This window comes from Novosphingobium pokkalii (assembly GCF_014652855.1).
Taxonomy (GTDB): Bacteria; Pseudomonadota; Alphaproteobacteria; order Sphingomonadales; family Sphingomonadaceae; genus Novosphingobium; species Novosphingobium pokkalii.
This window is the reverse complement of sequence record NZ_BMZP01000016.1, coordinates 1-22,063: the sequence shown is the minus strand read 5'-3', so window position 1 is coordinate 22,063 and position 22,063 is coordinate 1. Positions and strand designations below refer to the sequence as shown.

The window sequence follows — 22,063 nt, the reverse complement described above, 5'->3', positions numbered from 1 at the left end:
TGAAGAGGAGGGGGAGTATCCATGAAAAGCCCCATCCTCTTTAGAGGAGGGGGTTGGGGGTGGTGGAAGCCGCAAGCAACGTCACAACACCCGCCACACCCACAGCTTGATACCCAGCGGATAGCGCGCGCCGCTGCACAGGAAGATCGACTGGTTCATCCATTCGTACTTGCCCACCGGCGCGATGAATTCGGGCACGGTGCGGAAATAGTATTCGGCCGGATCGACTTCTTCCCCCGCCGCCAGCCGCGCCATCACTTCGGGCGGGCCGCGGCGCAGGCCTTTGTTGCGGATCTGGATCAGCACGCCATCGTCGGTCTCGATGGCATAGAGCGCGTCGGCCACGGTCACGCCATCGGGCCGGGTGACCTGCCAGTCGGCCGAATTGCCCACAAGGCGGCCCTGGATCAGTGGCCCTTCGACGCGGCCGCCGCCCACGATGGGAATGATTCGGCGGGTGCCGTCATAGGTCGGCCCGATCTGGCGCGGGGGTTCCAGGTCGCCGCTGGCTTCGTAGACGAATTCCAGTTCGGGCTTGATCATGCGCGCTCTCCCAGCAGATGGTTATGCGTCATAGCATAGCGCGCTCAGGCGGCGAGGCCAATCTCGGCGGCATCCGCCCAGTTGCCGTGCAGGCCAAAGCGCAGACGGATGGGAATGTGCACAGTGGCCAGCGGCCCTTGGGCAATGGCCTGGGCGTCGAAGATCAGCAGGTCGCTGCGCGCTTCTTCCAGGCGGTTGCACACCTGCACGATCCACCCGTCGCCCTCGGGCGCGGTCTTGCTGCGCGGGACAAAGCAGGGCTCTTGCAGCGACGAGACCGGGCCACACCACCAGTGCTGCTCTTCACCCGTGGCGAAGTCCTTGTGGAACAGGCAGTTCATCAACAGCCCGCCAGCGCTGCCGCCGCGCAGTTCCACCGGGCGCTGCATGTCCATTTCCAGGAACCAGCCGTGCCGCGTCTGCCGCCCGGCAAAGCGATCGTCGATGCGCGGAAATTCGCAAGCTGTGTCGGACAGGCGTTCGATCGCGGCAAAGGCCTCGCCATTGCTGGCCAGGTCCACCACCCAGTCGGTGGGATAGCTCATCGCCTCGCGCCCGTTGAACGGCGCGCCGTGCACGTCGGGGAAGAACGGGAACATGTTGTTCTTCGCCTCGCAGGTGACGAAGTGGACCTTGCTGCCCTCCTGCCAGGCGTTGAGCACATGGCTGGCAAAGCAGTTGTCACGCTTGAACCAGCGGATGTCGTCCGCCTGCACATCGTCGCGGCGGGGAATGATGCCAAGATAGACCGGCTTGGTGGTGTCGAACCCGAAGTGCGGCAGGCCTGCTTCCAGCCGTTCCCAACTGCCGATCGACGGCACGATATGCAGCACCAGATAATCCTGGGTGATGCCGAAGTCATGCATCATGCAGTAATAGGGCACCTTGAACCACACCTCGCGGACCAGTTCGCCGGTGGGGCTGACTTCCATGTAGGTGACATCGTCGGTGCACAGCCCGCTGGCAGCATAGCCGATCGCGACCATGTTGCCGGTGGCGGGATCGATCTTGGGATGGGCGGTGAAAGTCTGCCCGGTCATCCGCCCGCCGAACTTTTCAAAGCCGATCGTCTCCATGCTGGCCGGGTCCATCAGCAGGGCGGGGCTGTCTTCCTTCATCGCCCAGAGCTTGCCGGCGTGGATGAACGCATTGGTGTTGGCGGTGGAGCGGATCTGTCCGTTGACGCTGTCATCGTCGGTCAGCGGGTTGCGATAGGCGCCGAACAGGCCTTTGCCGGCGGCCTTTTCCAGCTTCCACTTGTCGGTCTGCGCCCAGCGCTGGCGGAAATCGACCTGGCCATCGTGAATATGGAAGCGGGTGATCATGCCATCGCCGTTGAACGCAATATCGTCGCCCAGGCGCGGGGGGAATTGCGGGTCTGGCTGAACGCGGTAAAACGCCCCGTTCAGTTCTGCGGGAATTTCACCCTCATGGGCCAGGTCGGCGATATCGGCCTCGATCCGCGAAGGGGTGTTGAAACCGGTGAAACTGGGCGAAGCGGGAAAGTGAGACACGGACATCCTCCTGCGCATATTGTATGGTTGGCTAACAATTGCGCTCAATGGATGCGCAAGGCAATGGGGAGCAGGCATTGATCAAGGACAAGTTTGCCGATGCGGTGACCCCGCCGCCGGGCGAAGAGGCCGACATTGGCGAAATCAACGGCATTCTGGGCTTTCACATCCGCTTGGCGCACGGCGCCTGCCTGCGCCATTTCACCGAGACGTTCACCGAGCTGGACCTGACGCAGAAGCAGGTTTCGGTGCTGTGGCTGGTCGATGATCATCCCGGCATTGCCCAGACCGACCTGGCCCAGCGCCTGCGCATGGACCGCGCGACGACCATGGCGATCATCAACCGCCTCCAGGCCAAGCATTATCTGCGGCGTGACCGGTCCGCCGAGGATGGCCGCAAGCAGGCACTGTTCCTGGAGCCGGAAGGGCAGGCCATGCTGTCGCGCGCCAAGTTCGCGATTGGCGAGCACGAGGCCTGGGTGAAGCGCCACTTCACCGACAAGGAAGTGAAGCTGCTGCTGGAACTGCTGGCGCGCATTCACGAGTAGCCAGATCGCTACGGCATGTTATAAAGCATAGCAATATGCGCGTCAGCCAGGCGCGGGTGGGAGAGATACGATGCTGAACGATCCGCGCGAGGTGATTCGCCAATCGCCGATGACAGCGCGGCAATGGATTGCCGTGGTGCTGATGATCGCGCTCAACGCGCTAGACGGGTTCGACGTGCTGTCCAGCGCCTTTGCCGCACCGGGCATTGCCAAGGAATGGGGCATCGGGCGCGACGCGCTGGGCGTGGTGCTGTCGATGGAACTGATCGGCATGGGCTTTGGCTCGATCGTGCTGGGCGGCGCGGCAGATCGGTTCGGCCGGCGGCCCACCGTGCTCGGCTGCCTGGTGGTAATGGCCGTGGGCATGGGCCTGGCAACGACGGCGAGCAGCCCGACCACGCTGGGCCTTTGGCGCCTGCTGACCGGGCTGGGCATCGGCGGCATGCTGGCGGCGATCAATGCCGTCACGGCCGAGATTTGCAGCAACAAGGGGCGCAGCCTGGCGATGTCGCTGATGGTCATCGGCTATCCCATCGGCGCGACCGTGGGCGGCACGATTGCCGCGCTGCTGCTCAAGAGCGGGGACTGGCGCGTGGTGTTCGAATTCGGCGCCATCGCCACGCTGGTGTTCATCCCGCTGGTGTTCTTCCTGGTGCCGGAAACCCCGGCCTGGTTCCTGGTCAGCCGCCCGGCCGATGCGCTGGAGCGGGCGAACCGCTCGCTCGCCGCGCTGCGCCTGCCGGCGGTGACCGGCCTGCCCCCGATGGAGCCGGAAGCGGCGCGCGCCAGCCTGCTCGATATCCTGCGCCCCGGCCTGCTTGGCACCACGCTGCTGCTGACGGTGGGCTATTCGCTCCACTGCATCACGTTCTACTACATCCTCAAGTGGAGCCCCAAGATCGTTGCCGACTTCGGCTATACCCAGCCGCAGGCGGCCAGCGTCTTGGTCTGGGCCAATATCGGCGGGGCGATCGGTGGCGGCCTGTTCGGGTTCCTGATGCACAAGTTCGGCATCAAGTGGCCGACCATCGCCATGCTGGTCGCGGGCACCGTGGCCGTGTCGCTGTTCGGCCTGGGAGCCGAGAGCCTGCCCGGCTGGCGCCTGGCGGTGTTCTTCACCGGCTTTACCACCAACGCCGCGATCGTCGGGTTCTATTCGGCCTTTGCCCATGGCTTCCCGGCCAAGGTGCGCGCCACCGGCACCGGCTTTGCCATCGGCGCCGGGCGCATCGGCGCGGCCGGTTCGCCGATCCTGGCGGGCGAGCTGTTCCACACCGCCGGGTTGCCGCTGCTGCCCGTCTCGATCATCATGGCGCTGGGTTCGCTGGGCGCGGCGCTGGCGCTGCTCGCGCTGCGGCTGCGCGAGGCGCATTGAGCGGGCAGGGCGGCGTGGGGCCCCGGATCAAGTCCGGGGCGACGGGAAAGGCGGCGCGTTCCAAAGCATCGTCGCCCCGGGCTAGACCCGGGGCCCCACGCTGACCCGTCAGCCGAGAATCCCTGGCCCAAGCAGCGTGAGGATCTTGACGTCCACTGCCATCCCCTGCGCCCGGCAGGTGGCGATGTAGGCGGCGATATCGTCGAGCGGGACGTGGTGGACGGTGATGCCTTCGCCTTCCACCCCGCCGCCGGCCGAAACCCGTGTCAGGCCATGGGCGCGGAACAGGGTGAAGCTTTCCGAGACCATGCCGGGGCTCGACCAGAATTCGCCCAGCGCTTCCATGTGTGTGGCGCGATACCCGGTTTCCTCTTCCAGCTCGCGCAAGGCGGCCAGGCTGGCGTCTTCATCGGCGCTGCTGTCATCATCGCCGATCAGCCCGGCGGGCAGTTCGATGCAGGGGCGGCCCAGCGGCACGCGGAACTGTTCCACCAGAATCACGTCGCGCGCCGGGGTGATCGCCAGGATCACGGCGGCGCGGATATTGCGTGCGCGGCCGACATATTCCCAGCGGCCGCGGGTCTTGGCGGCGATGAAACGGCCTTCCCAGCGGACTTCTTCCGGGTTGTTCAGAAATTCGTCTTGCAGGCTCATAGCAGGATGGGTCCGTCGGGCAGTTCGTTGTGATCGTGGGCGCGGGCCGGCGCGGCGTCCTGCAACACGGTGCCGATCCGCGCGATCGCGGCTTCCAGCCCTTCGGCCAGGTGACCTTCGCGCAAGGGGCCAAGCAGTGCGGCCATGGCATCGCCCCAAACTTCGGGGCGCACGTGATCAGCCACGGCGCGATCGGCGATGATCTCTGCCTTGCGCTCGGCCAGCGAGACATAGAGCACCACGCCGGTGCGCCCAGTCGTGCGGCTTTCCGCGCTCAGGCGAAAGGCGGTGAGCGCGCGGGCATGAACGCGCGCGCGCTTGATCGGCGCGGGGGTGAGCCAAAGGCGCATGCGTCGCCATTGCAGCAGCGCGAGCATGGCGGCAAACTTGATAGCCGCCACGGTCAGCGCCAGGCCGAAATAGGCGCGCGCGCTCCATTCCGTGGCCCAGAGACCAAGCAGGCGATCAACCAGCGCTACATAGAACGCCGGCGCCATCTCCAGCGCGGCCAGGGCGAGAAACGCCACGAAGGCGGACCAAGCGAGCGCGACGTCGAGATAGCGATCGGATGCGGCCGTGACGACGGGCACGATTTCGCCTGCGGTATGGGCTTCGGCCTGGGCCACGGCCTGGGCAATGCGGGCCTGGTCGGCCGGTGTCAGGATCATCTCACCAGTCTCCCGTGGCGCCGCCACCGCCAAAGCTGCCGCCGCCGCCCGAAAAGTCGCTGCCGCCACCCCCGCTGCCGCCCCAATCGGAGCCGCCGCCAAAGCCGCTGCCGCCGCTGCCCCAACCGCTGCCCCAGCCGCCGCTGGGAATGACGATCACGCCGGGCCCGCTGCGATAGCGCCGGCCGCCGCCGGCCATGGCGCCCAGGAACGGCACCACGAAGACCAGCCCGAAAATCACCAGGAACACCACCGTGCCGATGGTGAAGTGTGGTTCGGCGGCTTTCCGGCTGGCTTCCTCGGACGCCTTGGCTGCTTGTGCGGCGACCTGCTTGGCCTGGTCTTCGGGCAGTTGCAGTTGCGCGATGAGCTGGTCGGTCGCCGCGTCGATGCCGCCGAAATAGTCGCCCACCTTGAAGCGGGGCACGATCTCGCGCTGGATGATCACTTCGGACAAGGCGTCGGTCAGGATGCCTTCGAGGCCATAGCCGACCTCGATCCGCACCTTGCGCTCCTTGGGCGCGACCAGCAGGATCGCGCCATCGTTGCGCTGCTTGTCGCCCAGGCCCCAGGCGCGGCCCAGGCGATAGCCATAATCCTCGATCTCCTGCCCTTGCAGATCGGGCACGGTGGCGACGACCAACTGGCGCTGCGACTGCTTTTCCAGCGCGGCGAGCTTCTGGTCCAGCGCGGCAACCTGGTCGACCGACAGCAGGTGGGCATCGTCCACCACCCGGCCGGTAAGCTGGGGAAAGGTTTGCGCCCAGGCCGAAGTGCCAAAGATTGGCGTGGCGAAGATCGCCAGCACCAGCAGGGCAAGGGTGGCGAGCCGTTTCACCGGCTTAATTGAAATTGACCTTGGGCGCTTCTTCCGCCCCCGGCGTGGTCGCCTGGAACGGCACCATCGGCTTGGCGCCATAGATCACCTTGGCGCCGATCACCGCCGGGAACGTGCGGATCGTGGTGTTGTAGGACTGGACCGCGTCGTTGTAATCGCGGCGCGCGATGGCGATGCGGTTTTCCGTGCCTTCGAGCTGGCTTTGCAGGGCCAGGAAATTCTGGTTCGACTTGAGATCGGGATAGGCCTCGACATTGGCCATCAGACGGCCAAGGCCCTGCGAAAGCTGGCCCTGCGCGCTCTGGAAGGCTGCGACCTTGGCCGGATCGGTCAGGTCGGCAGCAGTGATCTGCACCGATGTCGCCTTGGCGCGGGCTTCGGTCACTTTGACCAGGGTGTCCTGCTCCTGCTTGGCATAGCCTTTGACCGTGGCGACCAGGTTGGGCACCAGATCGGCGCGGCGCTGATACTGGTTCTGCACTTCGGCCCACTTGGCCTTGGCGTTTTCCTCGGCCGTGGGAATCGTGTTGACCCCGCAGCCGGCAAGGCTGCCCGCCGCCACGGCGGCCAGGGCAAAGCGGGGCAGGAAGCGGTGAAAAGCGCGGGACATGGATCGATCCTTATCGCAGATGCGTGAATGACATAGCGTGCAAGCGTTGCGGATCAAGGGCGGTGGCCTGCCGTTCGTCGAACTGTAAAGCATTTGCCGGGCGGAGGCCTGCACGCTTGCCGCTTGCGCCGCGCGGTGGCAATCATTCGCCATCCGATGGTTAAAAAGGGGAAAAGGGCCGTGGCCATTCTCGAAGAATTCAAGACGTTCATCGCACGCGGCAACGTGCTCGACCTGGCGGTGGGTGTGATCATCGGCGGCGCGTTTGGCAAGATCGTTACTTCGCTGACCGAAAGCGTGATCATGCCCGTGGTCGGCTTCGTGACCGGCGGGGTCGATTTCACCCGCTTCTTCGTGCGGCTCGGCCCGATCCCGGCCACGTTCAAGGGCGATCCTGAAAACTATGCCCAGCTCAAGGCGGCCGGCGTTCCGATGATCGGCTATGGCGATTTCATCACCCAGGCCGTCAACTTCCTGATCGTGGCCTTCATCATCTTCCTGATCGTGAAAGCGGCCAACTCCCTGATCCGCAAGCACGAGGAGAAGCCTGCCGCACCCGAAGCGCCCAAGGGGCCGAGCGAAGTGGACCTGCTGATCGAGATCAGGGATGCGCTGAAAGCCAGGGATTGAAGGCGGGGGGCGCGGTGTTGGCGCCCTTCGACACGCTCAGGGCGAACGGAGGGAGGTGTAGATTTCCTGAGGACCCGTTCGGGCTTAGCTTGTCGAAGCCCCCCGCATCCGGGCGCAGCGCCGGCGCCCTTCGACAGGCTCAGGGCGAACGGGGCATGGGATTTTGTTCCCTGATTCCGTTCGCCCTGAGCATGTCGACGCCCGTTTCCTATCGCCCCCTTCCCATTGCGCGCGGAATGCCTATATGGGGCTTTGCCGGGTTTGACCCGGCTATGGCGATAAACTGCGGCGTGCAATAGATGCAGCGGACCCGGGGGCGGTACCCGGCGGCTCCACCACCTTTCCCGTTCCGGCGGGCAAGATGACGGGGCCGAACTAGGATCGACGTGTGTTGAAAAGCGCTGTTTTCGCCCGGGCTGAGTAACCCGTTAAAGGCTCAAAACCTACAAGTGCCAACGACAACGAAGCACTTGCTCTCGCCGCGTAACCTGACGGCCTAACGGCCTGATCTTACAAAGCGAAAGCGCGGTCGGACACACCGGTCAACAGAAGTGATACCAGCGGCCCGGGGGGTGCCGGGCAACAGAAATCCCCCCACATTTCCCCGTTTCAGCCCCGCCCGGTCAGCCGGGCCCAATCAGCCGGGCCCAATCAGCCTGGCATCGTTTCCGCCGCGCATTCTGCCGCCGCTTCGGCCTGCTGGCGCCGTGCCGCGCCGATGGACTGTGCCCGCGCGCGCCAGCCCGGCTGGGCATAGGCAATGGCGGCCATTGCCACCGCCGCGAGCGAGCCGACCGGGAATGCCAGCCACAGCGCATCGGCGCCCAGCGTGGGATAGGCGAGGTGATAGAACCCGAGCCGCGCCGGGAACATCGCCACGGCCAGCACCATCAGCGGGGCCATGACCACGCCGCCCGCGCGCATCGTGCCGAACAGCATGATGGTCATGCCGAACAGGATGTAGCTCCAGCTTGCCAGCATCTGGATGTGGCGCGCCATGTCCACCGCCGGACTGGTGGAGCCCAGGAACAGCACCAGCACCGGCCGGTCGAACAGCAGCAGCAGCGCGGTCATCGTGCCGGTGACCGCCAGGTTGAGGATCAGCCCGGCGCGGGTGATGCGGCCGAGGCGCTCCACCAGTCCGGCACCGATTGCCTGCGCCGCCATGGCGCTGAGCGCGGCGGAAATGGCCATCGCCGGCATCTGGAGATAGGTCCACACCTGGAGCGAGGCGCCATAGGCCGCGCTTGTCACCGAGCCTTCGCGATTGACCAGGCCAAGCATGACGATGCCCGCGCCCGAGACGATCAGCATCTGCGCGCCCATCGGCAGGCCCTTGGTGACGATGTAGCGCAATTCGTCCATGCGCGGGAGCAGGTAGCCCAGCTCGTGCCCGCGCAGGCGCAGCGGCAGGTTGCGGGCATAGGCATAGATCACCAGCACCAGCATCGAGACATAGGACGAAATCGCCGTGGCCAGCGCCGAGCCGGCAATGCCCAGCGCCGGAATCGGGCCAAGGCCGGCGATGAACACCGGGTTGAGCCCGCAATCGAGCACCACCGAGACGATCATGAAATAGAGGCTGGTCTTGGCATCGCCCGCGCCGCGCAGGCCCATCGAGATCATCACCGAGATCATCGTGGCCGGCAGCGCCACGAAGATCACCCGCAGATAGGCCAGCGCAAAGGCGAAGATATCGGCCGGAGTGGACATGATCCGCAGCAGCGCCGGGGCATAGAGCCAACCGGCCGTGGCCACGATCACCGCCAGGCCGACGCAGAAGCCGACCGCCGTGCCGAACGTGCGCCGCGCCGCATCGACATTGCCCGCGCCAAACGACTGGCCCACTTTCACCGTGGCGGCCATGCCGAAGCCGAACACGGCGGCAAAGACCAGGAACATCACCACGTTGGCATTGGCCGTGGCGGCCAGCGCCGAATCGCCGAGCAGGCGCCCGACCCAGATCGCGTTGATCGATCCGTTGAGCGACTGGAGGATATTGCCCACCAGCGTGGGCAGCGAGAACAGCAGCAGGGTCTTGAGAATCGGGCCGCGCGTGAGATCGCGCGCCCCGGGCCCGCCGGGAGCGGTGTTGCCTTGCGGGCCAGCCATGGTCCTGTTTCCTTATTCCGGGTTGCGCAGCGCGGCGAGCGCGGCAAAGGGCCCGCTGGCATCGTCACCGGCGAGGTTGTGATCGGCGCGGGCCTTGTCGGCCAGGGGGCCTTCGGCAAAGGGATCGATCGCCAGCGCCAGGCTTTGCGCCACTGCCTCGCCCAGGTCGAAGGTCAGCCCGGTATAGGGGATTTCGTCGCAATCGTCGGCGGAAATCTCGATTTCCTCGTCAGGTTCGGCCGTCACCTGCGTTTCGGGCACGAAGCGCAAGTGCAGCGCCTCGTCGATCTTCACCGGGAAATCCTCGCCGGAAATGGCGCAGGCCTGCTGGATCGCGGCGGTCAGCCGGCCATCGGCGCGCACCACCGGGCCATCGGCCTTGAGCGTCACCTGCGCGCGCATCGTCTCGATCGCCGAGAGGCCGAAGCGCCCGGCCAGGCGGCGGCGCGCCGCTTCATCGGGTTCCAGCACCACGGGTGCATCGCCGATCTGGCGCAAGTCGATCACGCAGGAATATTCGGGGGTATCGCTCATCGTCCAATCTCCGCGGCGAGCACCCGGTCTGCCGGTGCCAGCGCCAGCCCGGCGGCAAAGGCGCGGGCGCGGCGGGCGAGGGGCAGGGGGGCTGCGCCGTCCGTCAAAGTCATGTTGCGGGCAAGGGCCGCGGCAAAGGCGTCTTCACCTGCCTCAAGCCCCTCGCGATAGGCGCCGAGCCGGCCGCCGAGCGTGCCCATCAGCTTGCCCACGTGCTTGCCCACCACCAGATCGCCCACGCCGCTTTCGCGGAGCTGGCCGTCCATGTCTTCCACGAAGAGTTCGGTCAACCATACCGAGGGCTGGATCAGGCCTTCGTCACGCTCCATCCGCACCAGCACCAGCGACAGGATCAGGGTGATCATGTCGAACCGCCCGGCCACCGTATCGGCCACGCCGCAATCGGCATACCATTCCTTTTCGCGCGCAATGGCCACTACGCGGTGCCACAGCGGGCGGGCGGCATCGCGATCGTCGCGGGTCTGGCCCAGCAGGCGGGCGAGCAGGGACATGGGCGGGCATCCTTTGCGATCGTGGAAGCGACGCCGGGCGCCGCCAATTGCACCTGCGTGGCGCAAACCGGCACGCCGCCATTGCGGACAACCCGTTTCGCCCCTAAGGCTTGCGCGGATATAGGGCGCTGCGGCGCGAAGGCAAAGTGGGCCTTTGTGCGTTGTGCCGGCGGATCGATGGGGGCCATGGCCCCTGGCCGGTCGGCCAAGGGTCGAATGTGGAGTGATGGAATGCGCGAGAATCGGATGGCCCTGAACGGCGCGGCGCTGGCTTTCAAGGGCGCTGCACTGGCCGGGCTGGTGGTGCTTGTCAGCGGCTGCGCCAGCATCCACGACCATCGCGGGTTCCAGATGGACAAGGCGCTGACCGATTCGGTGCAGCCGGGCGTGGACAACCGCATGTCGGTGGAACGCGCGCTGGGCCAGGCCACGTTCAAGAGCCAGTTCGGCCCGCAGAGCTGGTATTACGTCTCGATCGACACCCGCCAGAAGCCCTTCAAGCGCCCGCGCACGACCAACGAGCAGGTGATGAAGGTCAACTTCGATCCGGCCGGCAACGTCAGCACGGTCGACCGCGTGACGCTGACCCGCGTGCCGACGATCCACCCGGTGCGCGAAGCCACGCCGACCCTGGGCCGCAACCGCAGCTTCTTCCAGGATCTGTTCGGCAACATCGGCTCGGTTGGCGCCATGCCCGGCGGCACGGTCGGCCAGGGCCGTGGCCCGACCGGCTCCGGCCCGAACGGTAGCTGATCGGCCGCTGCTTGAAAGCGATCCCGGCGATCCCATATCGCCGGGATGGACGATAGCAAGGCGAGCCACGGCCTGGTCCAGTGGCATGGCACCACCATCATCGGGGTGAAGAAGAACGGCCGTACCGTGATCGCGGGCGACGGCCAGGTTTCCATGGGCAACACGGTGATGAAGCCCAATGCCCGCAAGGTGCGGCGCATTGGCGACGGCAGCGTGATCGCCGGCTTTGCCGGGGCCACGGCCGATGCCTTTACCCTGTTCGAGCGGCTGGAGCGCAAGCTGGAGCAGCATCGCGGCCAGTTGATGCGCGCGGCGGTGGAACTGGCCAAGGACTGGCGCACCGACAAGTATCTGCGCAATCTGGAAGCGCTGATGATCGTGGCCGATGCCAGCACCCTGCTGGTGCTGACCGGCAATGGCGACGTGCTGGAGCCCGAAGGCGGCATCGCGGCGATCGGTTCGGGTGGCAACTATGCCCTGGCCGCCGCCCGTGCGGTCGATCTCTATGAAGACGATCCCGAAAAGATTGCCCGCCGCGCCATGCAGGTGGCGGCAGACATCTGCGTGTTCACCAACGACCGCGTGACGCTGGAAGAAATCTGATGCTCGACAGTCTGACCCCCAAGGCCATCGTCCGCGCGCTGGACGAACATATCGTCGGCCAGGCCGAGGCCAAGCGCGCGGTGGCCGTGGCGCTGCGCAACCGCTGGCGCCGCCAGCGCCTCTCGCCCGATCTGCGCGACGAGGTTTCCCCCAAAAACATCCTGATGATCGGGCCGACCGGCTGCGGCAAGACCGAGATCAGCCGCCGCTTGGCGCGCCTCGCCGATGCGCCCTTCGTCAAGGTGGAAGCGACCAAGTTCACCGAAGTGGGCTATGTCGGCCGCGACGTGGAACAGATCGCCCGCGATCTGGCCGAAGAAGCGATCCGCCTGGAAAAGGACCGCCGCCGCGAAGCCGTGCGCGACGCAGCCAGCAAGGCGGCGATGGACCGCCTGCTCAAGGCCCTGGTGGGCGACGGCGCCAGCGAGGCAACGCGCGAAAGCTTTCGCCAGCGGCTGAGCGAAGGCGCGATGAACGACGTGGAAGTGGAAATCGAGGTGGAGGATGCACCCGCCGCCCCGATGGAAATTCCAGGGCTCGGCGGCAATGTCGGCATGATCAACCTGTCGGACATGATGGGCAAGGCGTTTGGCCGCCAGCCGCTCAAGCGGCGCAAGATGCGCGTGGCCGATGCCTGGGACAAGCTGGTGGACGAAGAGTCCGAAAAGCGCATGGACCAGGATGACGTGGCCCGCGTGGCGCTCCAGAACGCCGAAACCAACGGCATCGTGTTCATCGACGAGATCGACAAGATCGCGGTGTCCGATGTGCGCGGCGGCTCGGTCAGCCGCGAAGGCGTGCAGCGCGACCTGCTGCCGCTGATTGAAGGCACGACGGTGGCCACCAAGTATGGCCCGATGAAGACCGACCATGTGCTGTTCATTGCCTCGGGCGCGTTCCATGTGGCCAAGCCTTCGGACATGCTGCCCGAATTGCAGGGGCGCCTGCCGATCCGGGTGGAGCTGAAGGCGCTGAGCGAGGACGACTTCGTGCGCATCCTCGCCGAAACCCGCGCCAACCTGGTGGAACAGTATCGCGCGCTGCTCGGCACCGAGCAGGTCACGCTCGATTTCACCCCCGAGGCGGTGCGCGCGATTGCCCGCACGGCCGCGCAAGTGAACGAAAGCGTCGAGAACATCGGCGCCCGCCGCTTGCAGACGGTGATGGAAAAGCTGCTGGAGGAAGTAAGCTTCGATGCCGAGGATCGCGTGGGCACTACGGTGACGGTGGACGAAGCCTATGTGTCTGACCGCTTGGCGGGCCTTGCCGGCAACGCGGACTTGTCGAAGTACATTCTCTGAACAGTCATGGCAGCGCCTGCTCTCAATGGGCGGGCGCTGCTGGCTTTTCCACCAGCGGATCGGGGCCGCCGAAGGCGCGCAGCGGGCGGCGCAGGGCCAGCAGAACCACGCCGGCCACCGCCGGAATCGCGGCGGTGACGGTCCAGAACAGCGGCGGGCTGACGCGGGTGTACCAGCCGCCCATCGGCCCGCTGATCAGGCTGGCCACGGCCACGGCCATCATGTCCACCCCGATCAGCGTACCGCGCCAGCGTTCCGGCGCGCGGGCGGCGAACAGGGCGTGGGTGACCGGCGCGAAGAACATCGCCCCGAGGTTCGACAGCAGGTGGAACACCACCGGCAACCAGATCGTGCCGCGCGCGGTCGTGGGGACCAGCGCGAGCAGGATGGTGGAGCCGGCGAAGATCAGGCAGCCGGTGGCCAGCTTGCGCAGGCTGTCGGGCTCTGCCCCGCGCCGCGCCTGCCAGCGCCACAGCAGGATCAGCAGCGGCGCCTCGAACGCCGGGGCCAGCCCATCGAGCGATTGCAGCCAGGGGATCGGCACCGCAAAGCCGCCCACGACCATGTCGATATGATCGCGCACCCACAGGCTGTAGACGTTCCAGACTTGCGCCTGCGCGGTCCAGAACGCCACGCTGAACGGCCAGATCATCGCCAGCAGCCAGACATTGCGCCGGTCCGCCGCGCTCAGCGGGCCGGCCGGGCCTGATTGCCGCGGGGGCACTTGCGCGGGCAGGTAGCGTGAACCGGCCAGATACCACACCAGCCCGATCAGCATGCCCACGCCCGCCACGGCAAAGCCGGCGTGCCAGCCATAATACTTGGCCATGGTGCCGCTGGCGATCGGGGCGATGAACGCGCCGACATTGACGCAGAACGTATAGACCTGGAATGCATCGCCCAGCCGGCGATCCCCGGCTGCATAGAGCGCGCGGATCTGCGGCATCAGGTTGCCGCGCAGCAGCCCCGCGCCGATCACCAGCAAGACCAAGGCCAGCAGGAACGTGGCATCGAAGGCCATGGCGAAATGGCCGGCCGTCATGGTCAGGGCGCCCAGGCTCACCGCCGCGCGGCGGGGCATGACCTTGTCGCCGATCCAGCCGCCGACCAGCGGCAGGAAAGTGATCGCTGAAAAATAAAGCGCAAAGGTCTGCGTGGCGAGCTGCGTCACGTTCATCGGGCCAAACACGTGCTCCAGCCCGGCACGGTAAGTGGCAAATCCAACCACATGCTCCACCCGGCCGGGCAGCAGGAGTTCGCCGGTCATGTAGAGCACCAGCATGGCGACCATGCCATGCCAGGAAATGCGATCCCACAATTCGGTGCCGGCCAGAACCCAAAGCCCGCGCGGGTGATCGAGCAGGCCGCGCTTTTCTATGACGGGGGAGGCGGTTGCTGCGGCGTCTGCGATAGGTTCCATGGGCGAGGGTGGTGCCGTCAAAAGCCGGGGCTGGCAAGCCGAGCCGCGCATGATACACCGCAGCCCATGCATGAAACGCCCGACAACCGCCCGATCTATCGCCTGCTCACCGGCAAGGATGACCGCGCCTTTTGCGAGCGCGTGTCGCAAGCCCTGGCCGAGGGCTGGCGCCTCTATGGCTCACCCTCGATCACCTATGACGGCGGCATGGACTGTATCAAGGTGGCGCAGGCCGTGGTCTGGCACGAGGCCGATGTGGTGAAGTGACGGGTTTCCGGGGGATGCCGGCAGGGGGCTTCGACAAGCTCAGCCCGAACGGACGACGGTTTTCTCCCCTCCTCTTCAGAGGAGGGGGTGGGGGTGGTGTGAACCCTTGCGCGAGGCGTCCACCACCCCCCGGCCCCCTCCTCTGAAGAGGATGGGGAGAAGTGCTTGCACTTCTGACATTGGGGCCAACTCCAGAGCGCCTTACTCCGCCGCTTCGCCCAGTTCCTCGCTTTCGGCGGCCTGGCGCGCCCACATTTCGGCATAGAGCCCGGCGCGGCGCAGCAGGTCGATGTGGTTGCCCTGTTCCACCAGGCGGCCCTGCTCGATCACCAGGATCGTGTCGCTGTCGGCAATGGTCGACAGGCGGTGGGCGATCGAGAGCGTGGTGCGGTTCGTCGCCACATCGCGCAAGGTGCCGAGGATGTCCTGCTCGGTGCGGGTGTCGAGCGCGCTGGTCGCTTCGTCGAACAGCAGGATCGGCGGGTTCTTCACCAGGGTGCGGGCGATCGCCACGCGCTGCTTTTCCCCGCCCGACAGTTTCAGGCCACGTTCGCCCACTTCGGTGTCCAGCCCCTGCGGCAGGCGGGCGATGAAATCGGCAATCGCCGCGCCGCGCGCCGCCGCTTCCACCTCGGCCGCGCCCGCGCCTTCGCGGCCATAGGCGATGTTGTAGCCGATGGTGTCGTTGAACAGCACCGAATCCTGCGGCACGATGCCGATGGCCGCGCGCAGGCTGGCCTGCGTGACCGTGGCGATATCCTGCCCGTCGATGAGGATGCGGCCCGAGAGCGGATCGTAGAAGCGGAACAGCAGGCGCGCGATCGTCGATTTGCCCGCGCCCGACGGCCCAACGATGGCGACGCGGCTGCCCGCCGGCACCTCGAACGACAGGCCGTGCAGGATCGTGCGGTCAGGGTCATAGCCGAACACCACGTTGTCGAACGTGACCGAGGGATGGCGCACCACCAACGCGGGGGCGCCGGGCTTGTCCGCCACTTCGACATGGGTATCGATCAGGCGGAACATCTCGGCCATGTCGATCAGGCCCTGGCGGATCGTGCGATAGACCATGCCGAGCATGTCGAGCGGGCGGAACAACTGCGTGAGGTAGGTCTGCACGAAGACCAGTTGCCCGGCGGTGAACTGCCCACGCCACCAGCCCCACACGGTATAGGCCAGGGCCCCGGCCATCAGCAGGTTGACCACCAGCGCCTGCGCGATGTTGAGCAGGCCCAGGCTGTTTTCGCTGGCCACGGCCGCTTCGGCATAGGCCCGTGCGGCCTGGCCATAGCGGGCCTCCTCGCGCTTTTCGGCGCCGAAATACTTCACCGTCTCGTAATTGAGCAGAGAATCCACCGCGCGCGAGAGGGCCTGCCCGTCCAGCCGGTTCATCCGCTCGCGCAAGTGCGTGCGCCATTCGGTGATCGTGCGCGTGACCCAGATATAGGCCGCCACGGCCACGGCCGTCGCCGCCACCAGGCCCCAGCCAAAGCTGATCCAGAAGATCACCGCCACCACGATCAGTTGCAGGATCGTGGGCGCGATGTTGAACAGCATGAAATAGAGCATCGTGTCGATGCTCTTGGTCCCGCGCTCGATGGTCTTGGTCACCTCGCCGGTGCGCCGTGCCAGGTGAAAGCGCAGCGACAGGCGGTGCAACTGGGCAAAGACATGCTCGGCCAGCGCGCGCGTTGCATCCTGGCCGACGCGCTCGAACACGATGTTGCGCAAGTTGTCGAACGCCACCCCGGCAAAGCGCCCGGCCGCATAGCCCAGCACCGTCCACATCGCCAGCATGCCCAGGCGCGGCCCGGACATGTTCATGGCATCGACGGCCCATTTCAGCAGATAGGGCAGGTAAAGCTGCACGGCGGTGGAGGCCAGGATGAACAGGCACGCCACCACGATGCGCCAGCGCAGCGCCGGATTGTCCGCCGGCCACAGATAGGGCAGGAAACGCTGGAGCGTGCGCCAGCCATCATGGCGCTGGGCGGCGGAACGGTCCTTGGCGGTATTGGCGGCGGTATCGGCAGTTTCAGGTGGCATCGCCTTCACATAGGCATTTTGCCGCGTGTTGCCACCCGCCATCGCGCGGGCAACACGCTTTGCCCTCCGCATTCCGGGCGCGGCCTATCGTGCAGCGAGGGCTTGCGGCTGCGGCGGGGTGAAATCGAACATCACCTTGCGTCTGGCAAAATCGATGCCAACCTTCTGGAATGCGCTGAGATCGCGCATGCCGAGCAGGATCGCCGGACGACGGTTGAGCCGCAGATGGGCAAAGGCCGGGGCATCGGCAAAGGCGAATGTCAGGTTCTCGATGTTCATGCCGCCGATCCGCATGACGCGGGCATGCCCGACATCGGCGGTGATCGTCTGCCCGGTTACGGCGATCAGCTTGGCCTGCTGCTCGCCCTGCCGCTTGTTGAGCGCACGTTGCAGCGCGCGGTTGCCGATGGAGGTGTCCGAGCCGGTGTCGATCATCACATCGGTCTGCACGCCGTCGATCATCGCTTCGGTCATGATCAACTGGCCCGAGCGGCGGCGCGCGGTCACGACGATGTCGTAGCTGTCGATCTGCGGCACGTCGGGCGAGGCATTGCCGATCATCATGCGGTTGGCCGCGAAATCGATGGTCACGCGCTGGTCCTGCAAGCCATCGAGGCCGACGATGCCTTCGGCCTCCAGATCGTGACCATCCACCAGCGGGGCTTCCAGCCCGGAAAAGCGGCGCGTGCCGAGCGAGAGTTCAGCCACGGTCACCAGGTCCACGTCTTCCAGCCCGGCGACGCTGACCAGCGTGGCGCGGCCGCTTGGCGCCAGGCCCAGCGCCTGCGCGGTCTGGCGGGTCAGCACGGTGCGCTCTGCCCCGGTGTCGACGAGGAAGGCAAACGGCCCGGCGCCGCCGATCGTCACCGGCACGGTCAATCGTGCGCGGGAATCGGTGGCCAGATGGATTTCCTCCATGGGCGGCAGCGCATTGGAACCCGGCGTTCCGGGCGTTGTCGCAGCCGGAGTATTGAGCGGCGCGGTTTGCGCCGTTTGCGCGGACACCGGCAGGGCCATGGCCGCAAGGGCCAGTGGGCCGAGCGTGCCGGCAACCTTGTGGGCCAGCATCGTCATTGTCATGTTCCTCTCCGCCCGGCAGGGTACGCCTGCTTGAACGGCAGCGCCATCGTGAATTTCACGGCGGCACAAAAAGATCGTGATGAAAAAGGCCTAAAGGCGGGGGCTTCTCACCCGGAAACAGGTTGCTTGCGCCAGGGCAGGGCCGCGCCGATCTCGCCCAACAGGCCAAGCACTTCGCTCAGCAACGGATGGCGCGTGAGGCGCAGCACCAGCAGCCAGCACAGCACCCCGGCCAGGACCATGGCGGCGGCCTGGGCCAGGCTGCAATGCGCCGGCCCGGCCCACAGCGCATAGCTGGCCAGCAGGGGCGCCACCGCCGCCGCCGTTGCCGCCAGGCTCTGGGCATAGATGCGCAAAAGATCGCGCCAGGCAAAGCCGAGCATGCGGCGCATGAACGGGGCGTAGATCACCATCCACAGCAGCCCGTGCACAAAGCGCGAGATCGCCACGGCGACCAGGCCCAGCGGTGCGGCCGCGATGATCATCGACACCGAAAGCACGGTCTCCGCGACATTGCGATGGATCAACCCGCGCTTGCGGCCAAGCAGCAGCGGCAGGTCAGCATTGAGCGGGAGGGAGATATAGCACAGTTGCGCCAGTGCGACCCACCGCAGCAACGGCGCGGCGGCCACCCAGCGCGGCCCATAGAGCGCCAGGATCAGCGGCTGCGCCAGCGTGGCAATGCCGGCCATGGCCGGCCAGGTTACCCCGGTATAGGCCGCCACGACCCGAAGGTACGGCGGCCCCAGGGGCTCGCCACTGTCGCGCACGCGACGAAACGCGGGATAGAACACGCCGGTCACCGCGCCCGCCACCAGCATGCGCAGTTGCAACGCCAGGCCAGAGGCGCGGGCGAACAGGCCCACTGCCGTGTTGTCGATCAGCCGGCCGATGACCAGTTCGGGCGCGCGGGCGGTGATCGAATAGCAGGTGGAAAGCACCGAATTGGTCCCGCCCAGTTCCAGCACCGGGCGCGCGCCTTTCAGCCGCAGCGGCCAGGGCAGCATCAGCCCGGCGCGCCACTGGCTCACCACCAGGCGCGCACCCTGCTGGGCAAAAGCGCCCCAGGCCAGCGCCAGCGCGCCATGGCCCAGCACTGCCAGGGTAACCGCGGCGGCGGCGTTGGCGATCGAGGAGCCCACCTCGATCATGGTGTTGGACTTGTAATCCATGCGCCGCTGGCAGGTGGCCTGCGGCACGATCGACAGCGGCACCAGCAGATAGGACGAGGCGACGACCAACAGCACCGGCAGCAGCGCGGGATCGCCATAGAACCGCGCCACCGGCACCGCACTGGCCAAGGCGAGCAGAGCGATGCCCCAGGCGAACACCACGGAGATGGTGAACGCCGTTTGCAGCTTCTCCGGGGTCAGGTCACGCTCGCCATTCACATAGCGGGCAACGCCAAAGTCCTGAAGAAACGCCACGATCGTGACGGCGGCAAAGGCGATCGAGAACAGCCCCAGTTGCGCCGGCGTGATGAACCACCGGGCCAGCACCACGCTGGTCGCGAACTGGATCGCGAACGAGGCATATTGCGACACCAGCGCCCAGGCCGCAGCCGTGCGCACCGACATTTCCGGCGGCGGACTGCCGGTGGCGGGATGCGGCCGGCGCGGCGGGGCAGGGGGCTTGCTCATGCCGCGTGCCGGATCAGTGCGGCAGCGGTGCGCAGGGCATGGAGCGGATAGCCGGCCTTGAGCAGGCGCAGCACCACGCGCCACAGCCGCGGGCTGGCGCCAGCGTCGGCAATATGGCCAAGCAGCATGGGCCAGGCATCGCCCGCCAGGCACTCGGGCGCATAGAGTACCCGGTCGATCGTGCGGCGTCGCACATAGGCCGCGCTGCCCGCGCCGAACGCGCTATCGAGCGCCTCGACTTCCGGAAGCGTGGCCAGGTGTGCGGTCGGATCGACGCCGGTATGCTCTCGCGCCTGGTGCGCCAGCCAGGCAATGGCCGCGTTGCGGGCTTGAACGCCCAAATGGCGCGAACTCACCTGGCCAGGCGAAATCCGGTAGGCGAGCAGGTATTCCGGGAGATTGGCCATGCGCGTCTGCCCAGCCAGGCGCAGCCACAGGTCATAGTCCTCGGCGTGGACGTATGCTTCGCGATAGCCACCGGCAGCGCGCACCAGATCGGTGCGGACCATCACCGCGCTGTGGCACAGGATCGGCCCGGCCTCCAGCACGGCCAGGATTGCATCGTGATCATGTGGGCGGCGGATCGGTGCATTGCCAGCCGGGGCGCCAGCGGCATCGATGAACGTGGTCTCGCACGCGACCAGCCCATGGTCGGGATTGGCCGCCAGGAACGCGACCTGGCGCTCCAGGCGCTCGGGCATGCAGATGTCGTCGGCGTCGAAGCGGGCCACCAGCGGCGCGCGGGCTTCGGCAAAAAGCTGGTTGAGGCTGCGCACCAGTCCCTGGCGAGGCATCGCGATCAGGCGCACGCGCGCATCCTGCGCGGCATAGGCCTCGGCAATCGCGCGGCTTGCGTCGGTGGAACCATCGTCGAGCAGCAGGAACTCGAAATCGCCAAACGTCTGGGCAAGCACGCTTTCGATCGCCGGCGCCAGAGTGGCGGCGGCGTTGTGCATGCTGGTGGCTATCGTCACGGCCGGCGCGGGAGGAGCGGAAGCTGGGATGGCAGGCATCTTTCAGGATTCGGTTTCGAGAAAGCTGGGCGAGGGCGCGCCGCGCGTGCCGCCCCGACGATGGGCGCGGCGGCGCCAGCGCAGCATCGGCGCGGCAAGGCCCGGCAGCCAGTGCCACAAGGCCAGCGCGAGCTGCCAGGTCGGGCCGCTCATGTGGCTTTCCACGTGCGTGCCGATCCGGCGCAAATCCGCCAGGCCACTGCGCGCCTGTCCGGCCACGATGCGGTCGATCGCCTCTTCGAACGCCAGCGCATCGCGCGTTTCGTTCATCAGGCGCTCCACGGTTGCAATCGCGGGGGCGGTCGGCGCAAGACTGGCGCGGGCCTTTGCCTGCACTTTCAAGCTGCCGCGCAGCAGGCGCAGTGCCTGGGCAGAGGCCGAGCCGGCGCGCACGCGGTATTCGCACAGCACCTGATCGACATAATGCGCCTCGCCCCCCAGCGCCATCAGGCGCACCCACAGGTCAAGGTCTTCGGCATGGGTCATGGTTTCGTCGAAGCCGCCCAGGGTCTCGAAATCGGCGCGCCGGAAGATCGAGCCGATATAGATGTTGAACGAGCGGTCGAGCACGCTCAGCCAGGTACCGCGCGTTGGCTGGTCGTGTTCCACACAATGGCGCTCGCCGGTCACCGCGCCGAAGATGCGCGCATTGCAGGTGGCCAGGCGCACGGTGGGATCGGCTTCCAGGATCGGGAGCAGGGTTGCCAGATAGGTGGGGCGAAACAGGTCGTCCCCATCCAGCAGGGCAATCAGCGGAGCGTGGCTGGCGGCAATGGCCGTGTTGCGCGCGGCCGAAACGCCGTGGTTGGCGGTTTGGCAAAGCCGGATGCGCGGGTCGGCCAGGAACGGCGCGACGGTTCCGGCCACAGCCGGGTCACCATCGTCGATCACCACGGCTTCCCACGCAGGCAAAGTCTGCCGCTGAAGCGAAGTCAGCGCGTCATCCAGAAAAGCCGCAACGCCATAGCCTGGCACGATCACGCTGACGCGCGGGCCATCGACTGGCAGAGTGGGGGGTGAAGGTGCGACCATCGGGTTCGATCTAATCCGTTCCGGCTTAAGGATTGGCTTACAATGGCGCAAGGAATCAGGAGAATCACGGATTGATCGCAAAAGGGCCGGCGGCGCCCTGACTCAAACCCTCGCGCTAGCGGTAATTACGGTGTCAAAAACCCCGTGTTTCCGGGGCTTTTGGGGAAATTTGAAACAAAATTGCAAAAACCCGTTGACGCCTGAGCGGGTGGTCCATATATGCCGCTTCACCGACGCGGTGAGGCCGGTTTTACTGGCTCTCTGGGTGATCCTGGAGTGGTTGCGTTGGTCGCCAGATAGCTACGGACGGCTTGGGGTTTCCGGTGAGAACCGGGGATGGAAGGTTGTCCGGGTTTTGCTGTCTGGATTG

22 protein-coding genes and 1 other RNA gene are annotated in these 22,063 nt (G+C 66.5%); 8 read left to right on the top strand and 15 right to left on the bottom strand.

Annotated elements, in window-relative coordinates; all coding sequences use genetic code 11:
• Nucleotides 1–81 precede the first annotated feature (81 nt).
• Nucleotides 82–543, bottom strand: coding sequence for a DUF3237 domain-containing protein (locus IE191_RS15405; protein WP_191325278.1), 462 nt, complete (start codon nt 541–543; stop codon nt 82–84).
• Nucleotides 544–587: 44 nt separating this feature from the next.
• Nucleotides 588–2,063, bottom strand: coding sequence for a lignostilbene-alpha,beta-dioxygenase (locus IE191_RS15400; RefSeq protein ID WP_505834709.1), 1,476 nt, complete (start codon nt 2,061–2,063; stop codon nt 588–590).
• 71 nt (nt 2,064–2,134) lie between these two features.
• On the opposite strand from IE191_RS15400, the gene IE191_RS15395 reads away from it, so the two are divergent.
• On the top strand, nt 2,135–2,605 hold the full coding sequence (locus IE191_RS15395; protein WP_191325276.1) for a Saro_0803 family transcriptional regulator: 471 nt from the start codon (nt 2,135–2,137) through the stop codon (nt 2,603–2,605).
• A 70-nt stretch (nt 2,606–2,675) separates the two neighbouring features.
• The gene (locus IE191_RS15390; protein ID WP_191325275.1) at nt 2,676–3,980 is read left to right on the top strand and encodes an MFS transporter; all 1,305 of its coding nucleotides are present in this window, start codon (nt 2,676–2,678) and stop codon (nt 3,978–3,980) included.
• Between the two features lie 108 nt (nt 3,981–4,088).
• On the opposite strand, the gene IE191_RS15385 is transcribed toward IE191_RS15390, so the two are convergent.
• The 4 genes from IE191_RS15385 to IE191_RS15370 are packed head-to-tail and all read right to left on the bottom strand — an operon-like array spanning nt 4,089 to nt 6,750.
• Nucleotides 4,089–4,634: an NUDIX hydrolase gene (locus tag IE191_RS15385; RefSeq protein ID WP_191325274.1), complete on the bottom strand. Its 546-nt coding sequence runs from the start codon at nt 4,632–4,634 to the stop codon at nt 4,089–4,091.
• Nucleotides 4,631–5,302, bottom strand: coding sequence for a TPM domain-containing protein (locus tag IE191_RS15380; RefSeq protein ID WP_191325273.1), 672 nt, complete (start codon nt 5,300–5,302; stop codon nt 4,631–4,633). Before IE191_RS15380 ends, IE191_RS15385 begins: the two co-directional genes overlap by 4 nt.
• Nucleotide 5,303: 1 nt before the next feature.
• Complete coding sequence (locus IE191_RS15375) at nt 5,304–6,149, bottom strand: TPM domain-containing protein (protein ID WP_373299311.1); 846 nt, start codon at nt 6,147–6,149, stop codon at nt 5,304–5,306.
• Nucleotides 6,145–6,750 carry a LemA family protein gene (locus tag IE191_RS15370; RefSeq protein WP_191325271.1) on the bottom strand — a complete coding sequence of 202 codons (606 nt, stop codon included), beginning with the start codon at nt 6,748–6,750 and terminating at the stop codon, nt 6,145–6,147. The genes IE191_RS15375 and IE191_RS15370 overlap by 5 nt, the downstream gene beginning before the upstream one ends.
• A gap of 180 nt (nt 6,751–6,930) precedes the next feature.
• Here IE191_RS15370 and mscL point away from each other — a divergent pair, with 180 nt between their 5' ends.
• Together mscL and ssrA are read left to right on the top strand one after the other, a co-directional pair.
• Complete coding sequence (gene mscL / locus IE191_RS15365; protein WP_308432920.1) at nt 6,931–7,380, top strand: large conductance mechanosensitive channel protein MscL; 450 nt, start codon at nt 6,931–6,933, stop codon at nt 7,378–7,380.
• Between the two features lie 215 nt (nt 7,381–7,595).
• Nucleotides 7,596–7,940, top strand: a transfer-messenger RNA (tmRNA) gene (gene ssrA / locus IE191_RS15360).
• Between the two features lie 91 nt (nt 7,941–8,031).
• Here ssrA and IE191_RS15355 read toward each other — a convergent pair.
• The 3 genes from IE191_RS15355 to IE191_RS15345 are packed head-to-tail and all read right to left on the bottom strand — an operon-like array spanning nt 8,032 to nt 10,538.
• The gene (locus tag IE191_RS15355) at nt 8,032–9,492 is read right to left on the bottom strand and encodes an MATE family efflux transporter (RefSeq protein WP_191325270.1); all 1,461 of its coding nucleotides are present in this window, start codon (nt 9,490–9,492) and stop codon (nt 8,032–8,034) included.
• A gap of 12 nt (nt 9,493–9,504) precedes the next feature.
• Nucleotides 9,505–10,026 (bottom strand): YceD family protein, encoded by a 522-nt coding sequence (locus tag IE191_RS15350; protein WP_191325269.1) that lies wholly within the window; start codon nt 10,024–10,026, stop codon nt 9,505–9,507.
• Entirely contained in the window at nt 10,023–10,538 is a 516-nt protein-coding gene (locus tag IE191_RS15345; RefSeq protein WP_191325268.1) for a ubiquinol-cytochrome C chaperone family protein, read from the bottom strand. The genes IE191_RS15350 and IE191_RS15345 overlap by 4 nt, the downstream gene beginning before the upstream one ends.
• A gap of 231 nt (nt 10,539–10,769) precedes the next feature.
• Here IE191_RS15345 and IE191_RS15340 point away from each other — a divergent pair, with 231 nt between their 5' ends.
• Genes IE191_RS15340 through hslU form a run of 3 tightly spaced genes read left to right on the top strand, consistent with a single transcriptional unit; the run spans nt 10,770 to nt 13,195 of the window.
• The gene (locus IE191_RS15340) at nt 10,770–11,291 is read left to right on the top strand and encodes an outer membrane protein assembly factor BamE (RefSeq protein ID WP_191325267.1); all 522 of its coding nucleotides are present in this window, start codon (nt 10,770–10,772) and stop codon (nt 11,289–11,291) included.
• A gap of 45 nt (nt 11,292–11,336) precedes the next feature.
• Nucleotides 11,337–11,894: an ATP-dependent protease subunit HslV gene (gene hslV / locus IE191_RS15335; RefSeq protein WP_308432919.1), complete on the top strand. Its 558-nt coding sequence runs from the start codon at nt 11,337–11,339 to the stop codon at nt 11,892–11,894.
• Nucleotides 11,894–13,195 carry an ATP-dependent protease ATPase subunit HslU gene (gene hslU / locus IE191_RS15330; protein ID WP_191325266.1) on the top strand — a complete coding sequence of 434 codons (1,302 nt, stop codon included), beginning with the start codon at nt 11,894–11,896 and terminating at the stop codon, nt 13,193–13,195. Before hslV ends, hslU begins: the two co-directional genes overlap by 1 nt.
• 22 nt (nt 13,196–13,217) lie before the next feature.
• On the opposite strand, the gene IE191_RS15325 is transcribed toward hslU, so the two are convergent.
• Nucleotides 13,218–14,615, bottom strand: coding sequence for a peptide MFS transporter (locus tag IE191_RS15325; RefSeq protein WP_191325265.1), 1,398 nt, complete (start codon nt 14,613–14,615; stop codon nt 13,218–13,220).
• 66 nt (nt 14,616–14,681) lie between these two features.
• Here IE191_RS15325 and IE191_RS15320 point away from each other — a divergent pair, with 66 nt between their 5' ends.
• Complete coding sequence (locus tag IE191_RS15320) at nt 14,682–14,882, top strand: DUF1737 domain-containing protein (protein WP_191325264.1); 201 nt, start codon at nt 14,682–14,684, stop codon at nt 14,880–14,882.
• A gap of 201 nt (nt 14,883–15,083) precedes the next feature.
• On the opposite strand, the gene IE191_RS15315 is transcribed toward IE191_RS15320, so the two are convergent.
• From IE191_RS15315 to IE191_RS15295, 5 genes are all read right to left on the bottom strand, one after another.
• A complete protein-coding gene (locus IE191_RS15315) occupies nt 15,084–16,928 on the bottom strand; it encodes an ABCB family ABC transporter ATP-binding protein/permease (protein ID WP_191325263.1) in 1,845 nt (614 codons plus the stop codon).
• An 84-nt stretch (nt 16,929–17,012) separates the two neighbouring features.
• Complete coding sequence (locus IE191_RS15310; RefSeq protein WP_229815460.1) at nt 17,013–18,002, bottom strand: aspartyl protease family protein; 990 nt, start codon at nt 18,000–18,002, stop codon at nt 17,013–17,015.
• A gap of 113 nt (nt 18,003–18,115) precedes the next feature.
• The gene (locus IE191_RS15305; protein ID WP_191325261.1) at nt 18,116–19,648 is read right to left on the bottom strand and encodes an oligosaccharide flippase family protein; all 1,533 of its coding nucleotides are present in this window, start codon (nt 19,646–19,648) and stop codon (nt 18,116–18,118) included.
• Entirely contained in the window at nt 19,645–20,622 is a 978-nt protein-coding gene (locus IE191_RS15300) for a glycosyltransferase family 2 protein (RefSeq protein ID WP_229815459.1), read from the bottom strand. Before IE191_RS15300 ends, IE191_RS15305 begins: the two co-directional genes overlap by 4 nt.
• A gap of 42 nt (nt 20,623–20,664) precedes the next feature.
• Nucleotides 20,665–21,693 (bottom strand): glycosyltransferase family 2 protein, encoded by a 1,029-nt coding sequence (locus IE191_RS15295; protein WP_191325259.1) that lies wholly within the window; start codon nt 21,691–21,693, stop codon nt 20,665–20,667.
• Nucleotides 21,694–22,063 lie beyond the last annotated feature (370 nt).

What these genes read in the sequence shown, in the direction of transcription:
- IE191_RS15325 (WP_191325265.1), bottom strand. Translation starts at nt 14,615, where the DNA reads ATGGAACCTATCGCAGACGCCGCAGCAACCGCCTCCCCCGTCATAGAA.
- IE191_RS15370 (WP_191325271.1), bottom strand. Translation starts at nt 6,750, where the DNA reads ATGTCCCGCGCTTTTCACCGCTTCCTGCCCCGCTTTGCCCTGGCCGCC.
- IE191_RS15320 (WP_191325264.1), top strand. Translation starts at nt 14,682, where the DNA reads ATGCATGAAACGCCCGACAACCGCCCGATCTATCGCCTGCTCACCGGC.
- IE191_RS15340 (WP_191325267.1), top strand. Translation starts at nt 10,770, where the DNA reads ATGCGCGAGAATCGGATGGCCCTGAACGGCGCGGCGCTGGCTTTCAAG.
- IE191_RS15385 (WP_191325274.1), bottom strand. Translation starts at nt 4,634, where the DNA reads ATGAGCCTGCAAGACGAATTTCTGAACAACCCGGAAGAAGTCCGCTGG.
- IE191_RS15310 (WP_229815460.1), bottom strand. Translation starts at nt 18,002, where the DNA reads ATGACGATGCTGGCCCACAAGGTTGCCGGCACGCTCGGCCCACTGGCC.
- IE191_RS15390 (WP_191325275.1), top strand. Translation starts at nt 2,676, where the DNA reads ATGCTGAACGATCCGCGCGAGGTGATTCGCCAATCGCCGATGACAGCG.
- IE191_RS15315 (WP_191325263.1), bottom strand. Translation starts at nt 16,928, where the DNA reads ATGCCACCTGAAACTGCCGATACCGCCGCCAATACCGCCAAGGACCGT.
- hslV (WP_308432919.1), top strand. Translation starts at nt 11,337, where the DNA reads ATGGACGATAGCAAGGCGAGCCACGGCCTGGTCCAGTGGCATGGCACC.
- IE191_RS15305 (WP_191325261.1), bottom strand. Translation starts at nt 19,648, where the DNA reads ATGAGCAAGCCCCCTGCCCCGCCGCGCCGGCCGCATCCCGCCACCGGC.
- IE191_RS15380 (WP_191325273.1), bottom strand. Translation starts at nt 5,302, where the DNA reads ATGATCCTGACACCGGCCGACCAGGCCCGCATTGCCCAGGCCGTGGCC.
- IE191_RS15350 (WP_191325269.1), bottom strand. Translation starts at nt 10,026, where the DNA reads ATGAGCGATACCCCCGAATATTCCTGCGTGATCGACTTGCGCCAGATC.
- IE191_RS15345 (WP_191325268.1), bottom strand. Translation starts at nt 10,538, where the DNA reads ATGTCCCTGCTCGCCCGCCTGCTGGGCCAGACCCGCGACGATCGCGAT.
- IE191_RS15405 (WP_191325278.1), bottom strand. Translation starts at nt 543, where the DNA reads ATGATCAAGCCCGAACTGGAATTCGTCTACGAAGCCAGCGGCGACCTG.
- IE191_RS15295 (WP_191325259.1), bottom strand. Translation starts at nt 21,693, where the DNA reads ATGGTCGCACCTTCACCCCCCACTCTGCCAGTCGATGGCCCGCGCGTC.
- IE191_RS15355 (WP_191325270.1), bottom strand. Translation starts at nt 9,492, where the DNA reads ATGGCTGGCCCGCAAGGCAACACCGCTCCCGGCGGGCCCGGGGCGCGC.
- hslU (WP_191325266.1), top strand. Translation starts at nt 11,894, where the DNA reads ATGCTCGACAGTCTGACCCCCAAGGCCATCGTCCGCGCGCTGGACGAA.
- IE191_RS15400 (WP_505834709.1), bottom strand. Translation starts at nt 2,063, where the DNA reads ATGTCCGTGTCTCACTTTCCCGCTTCGCCCAGTTTCACCGGTTTCAAC.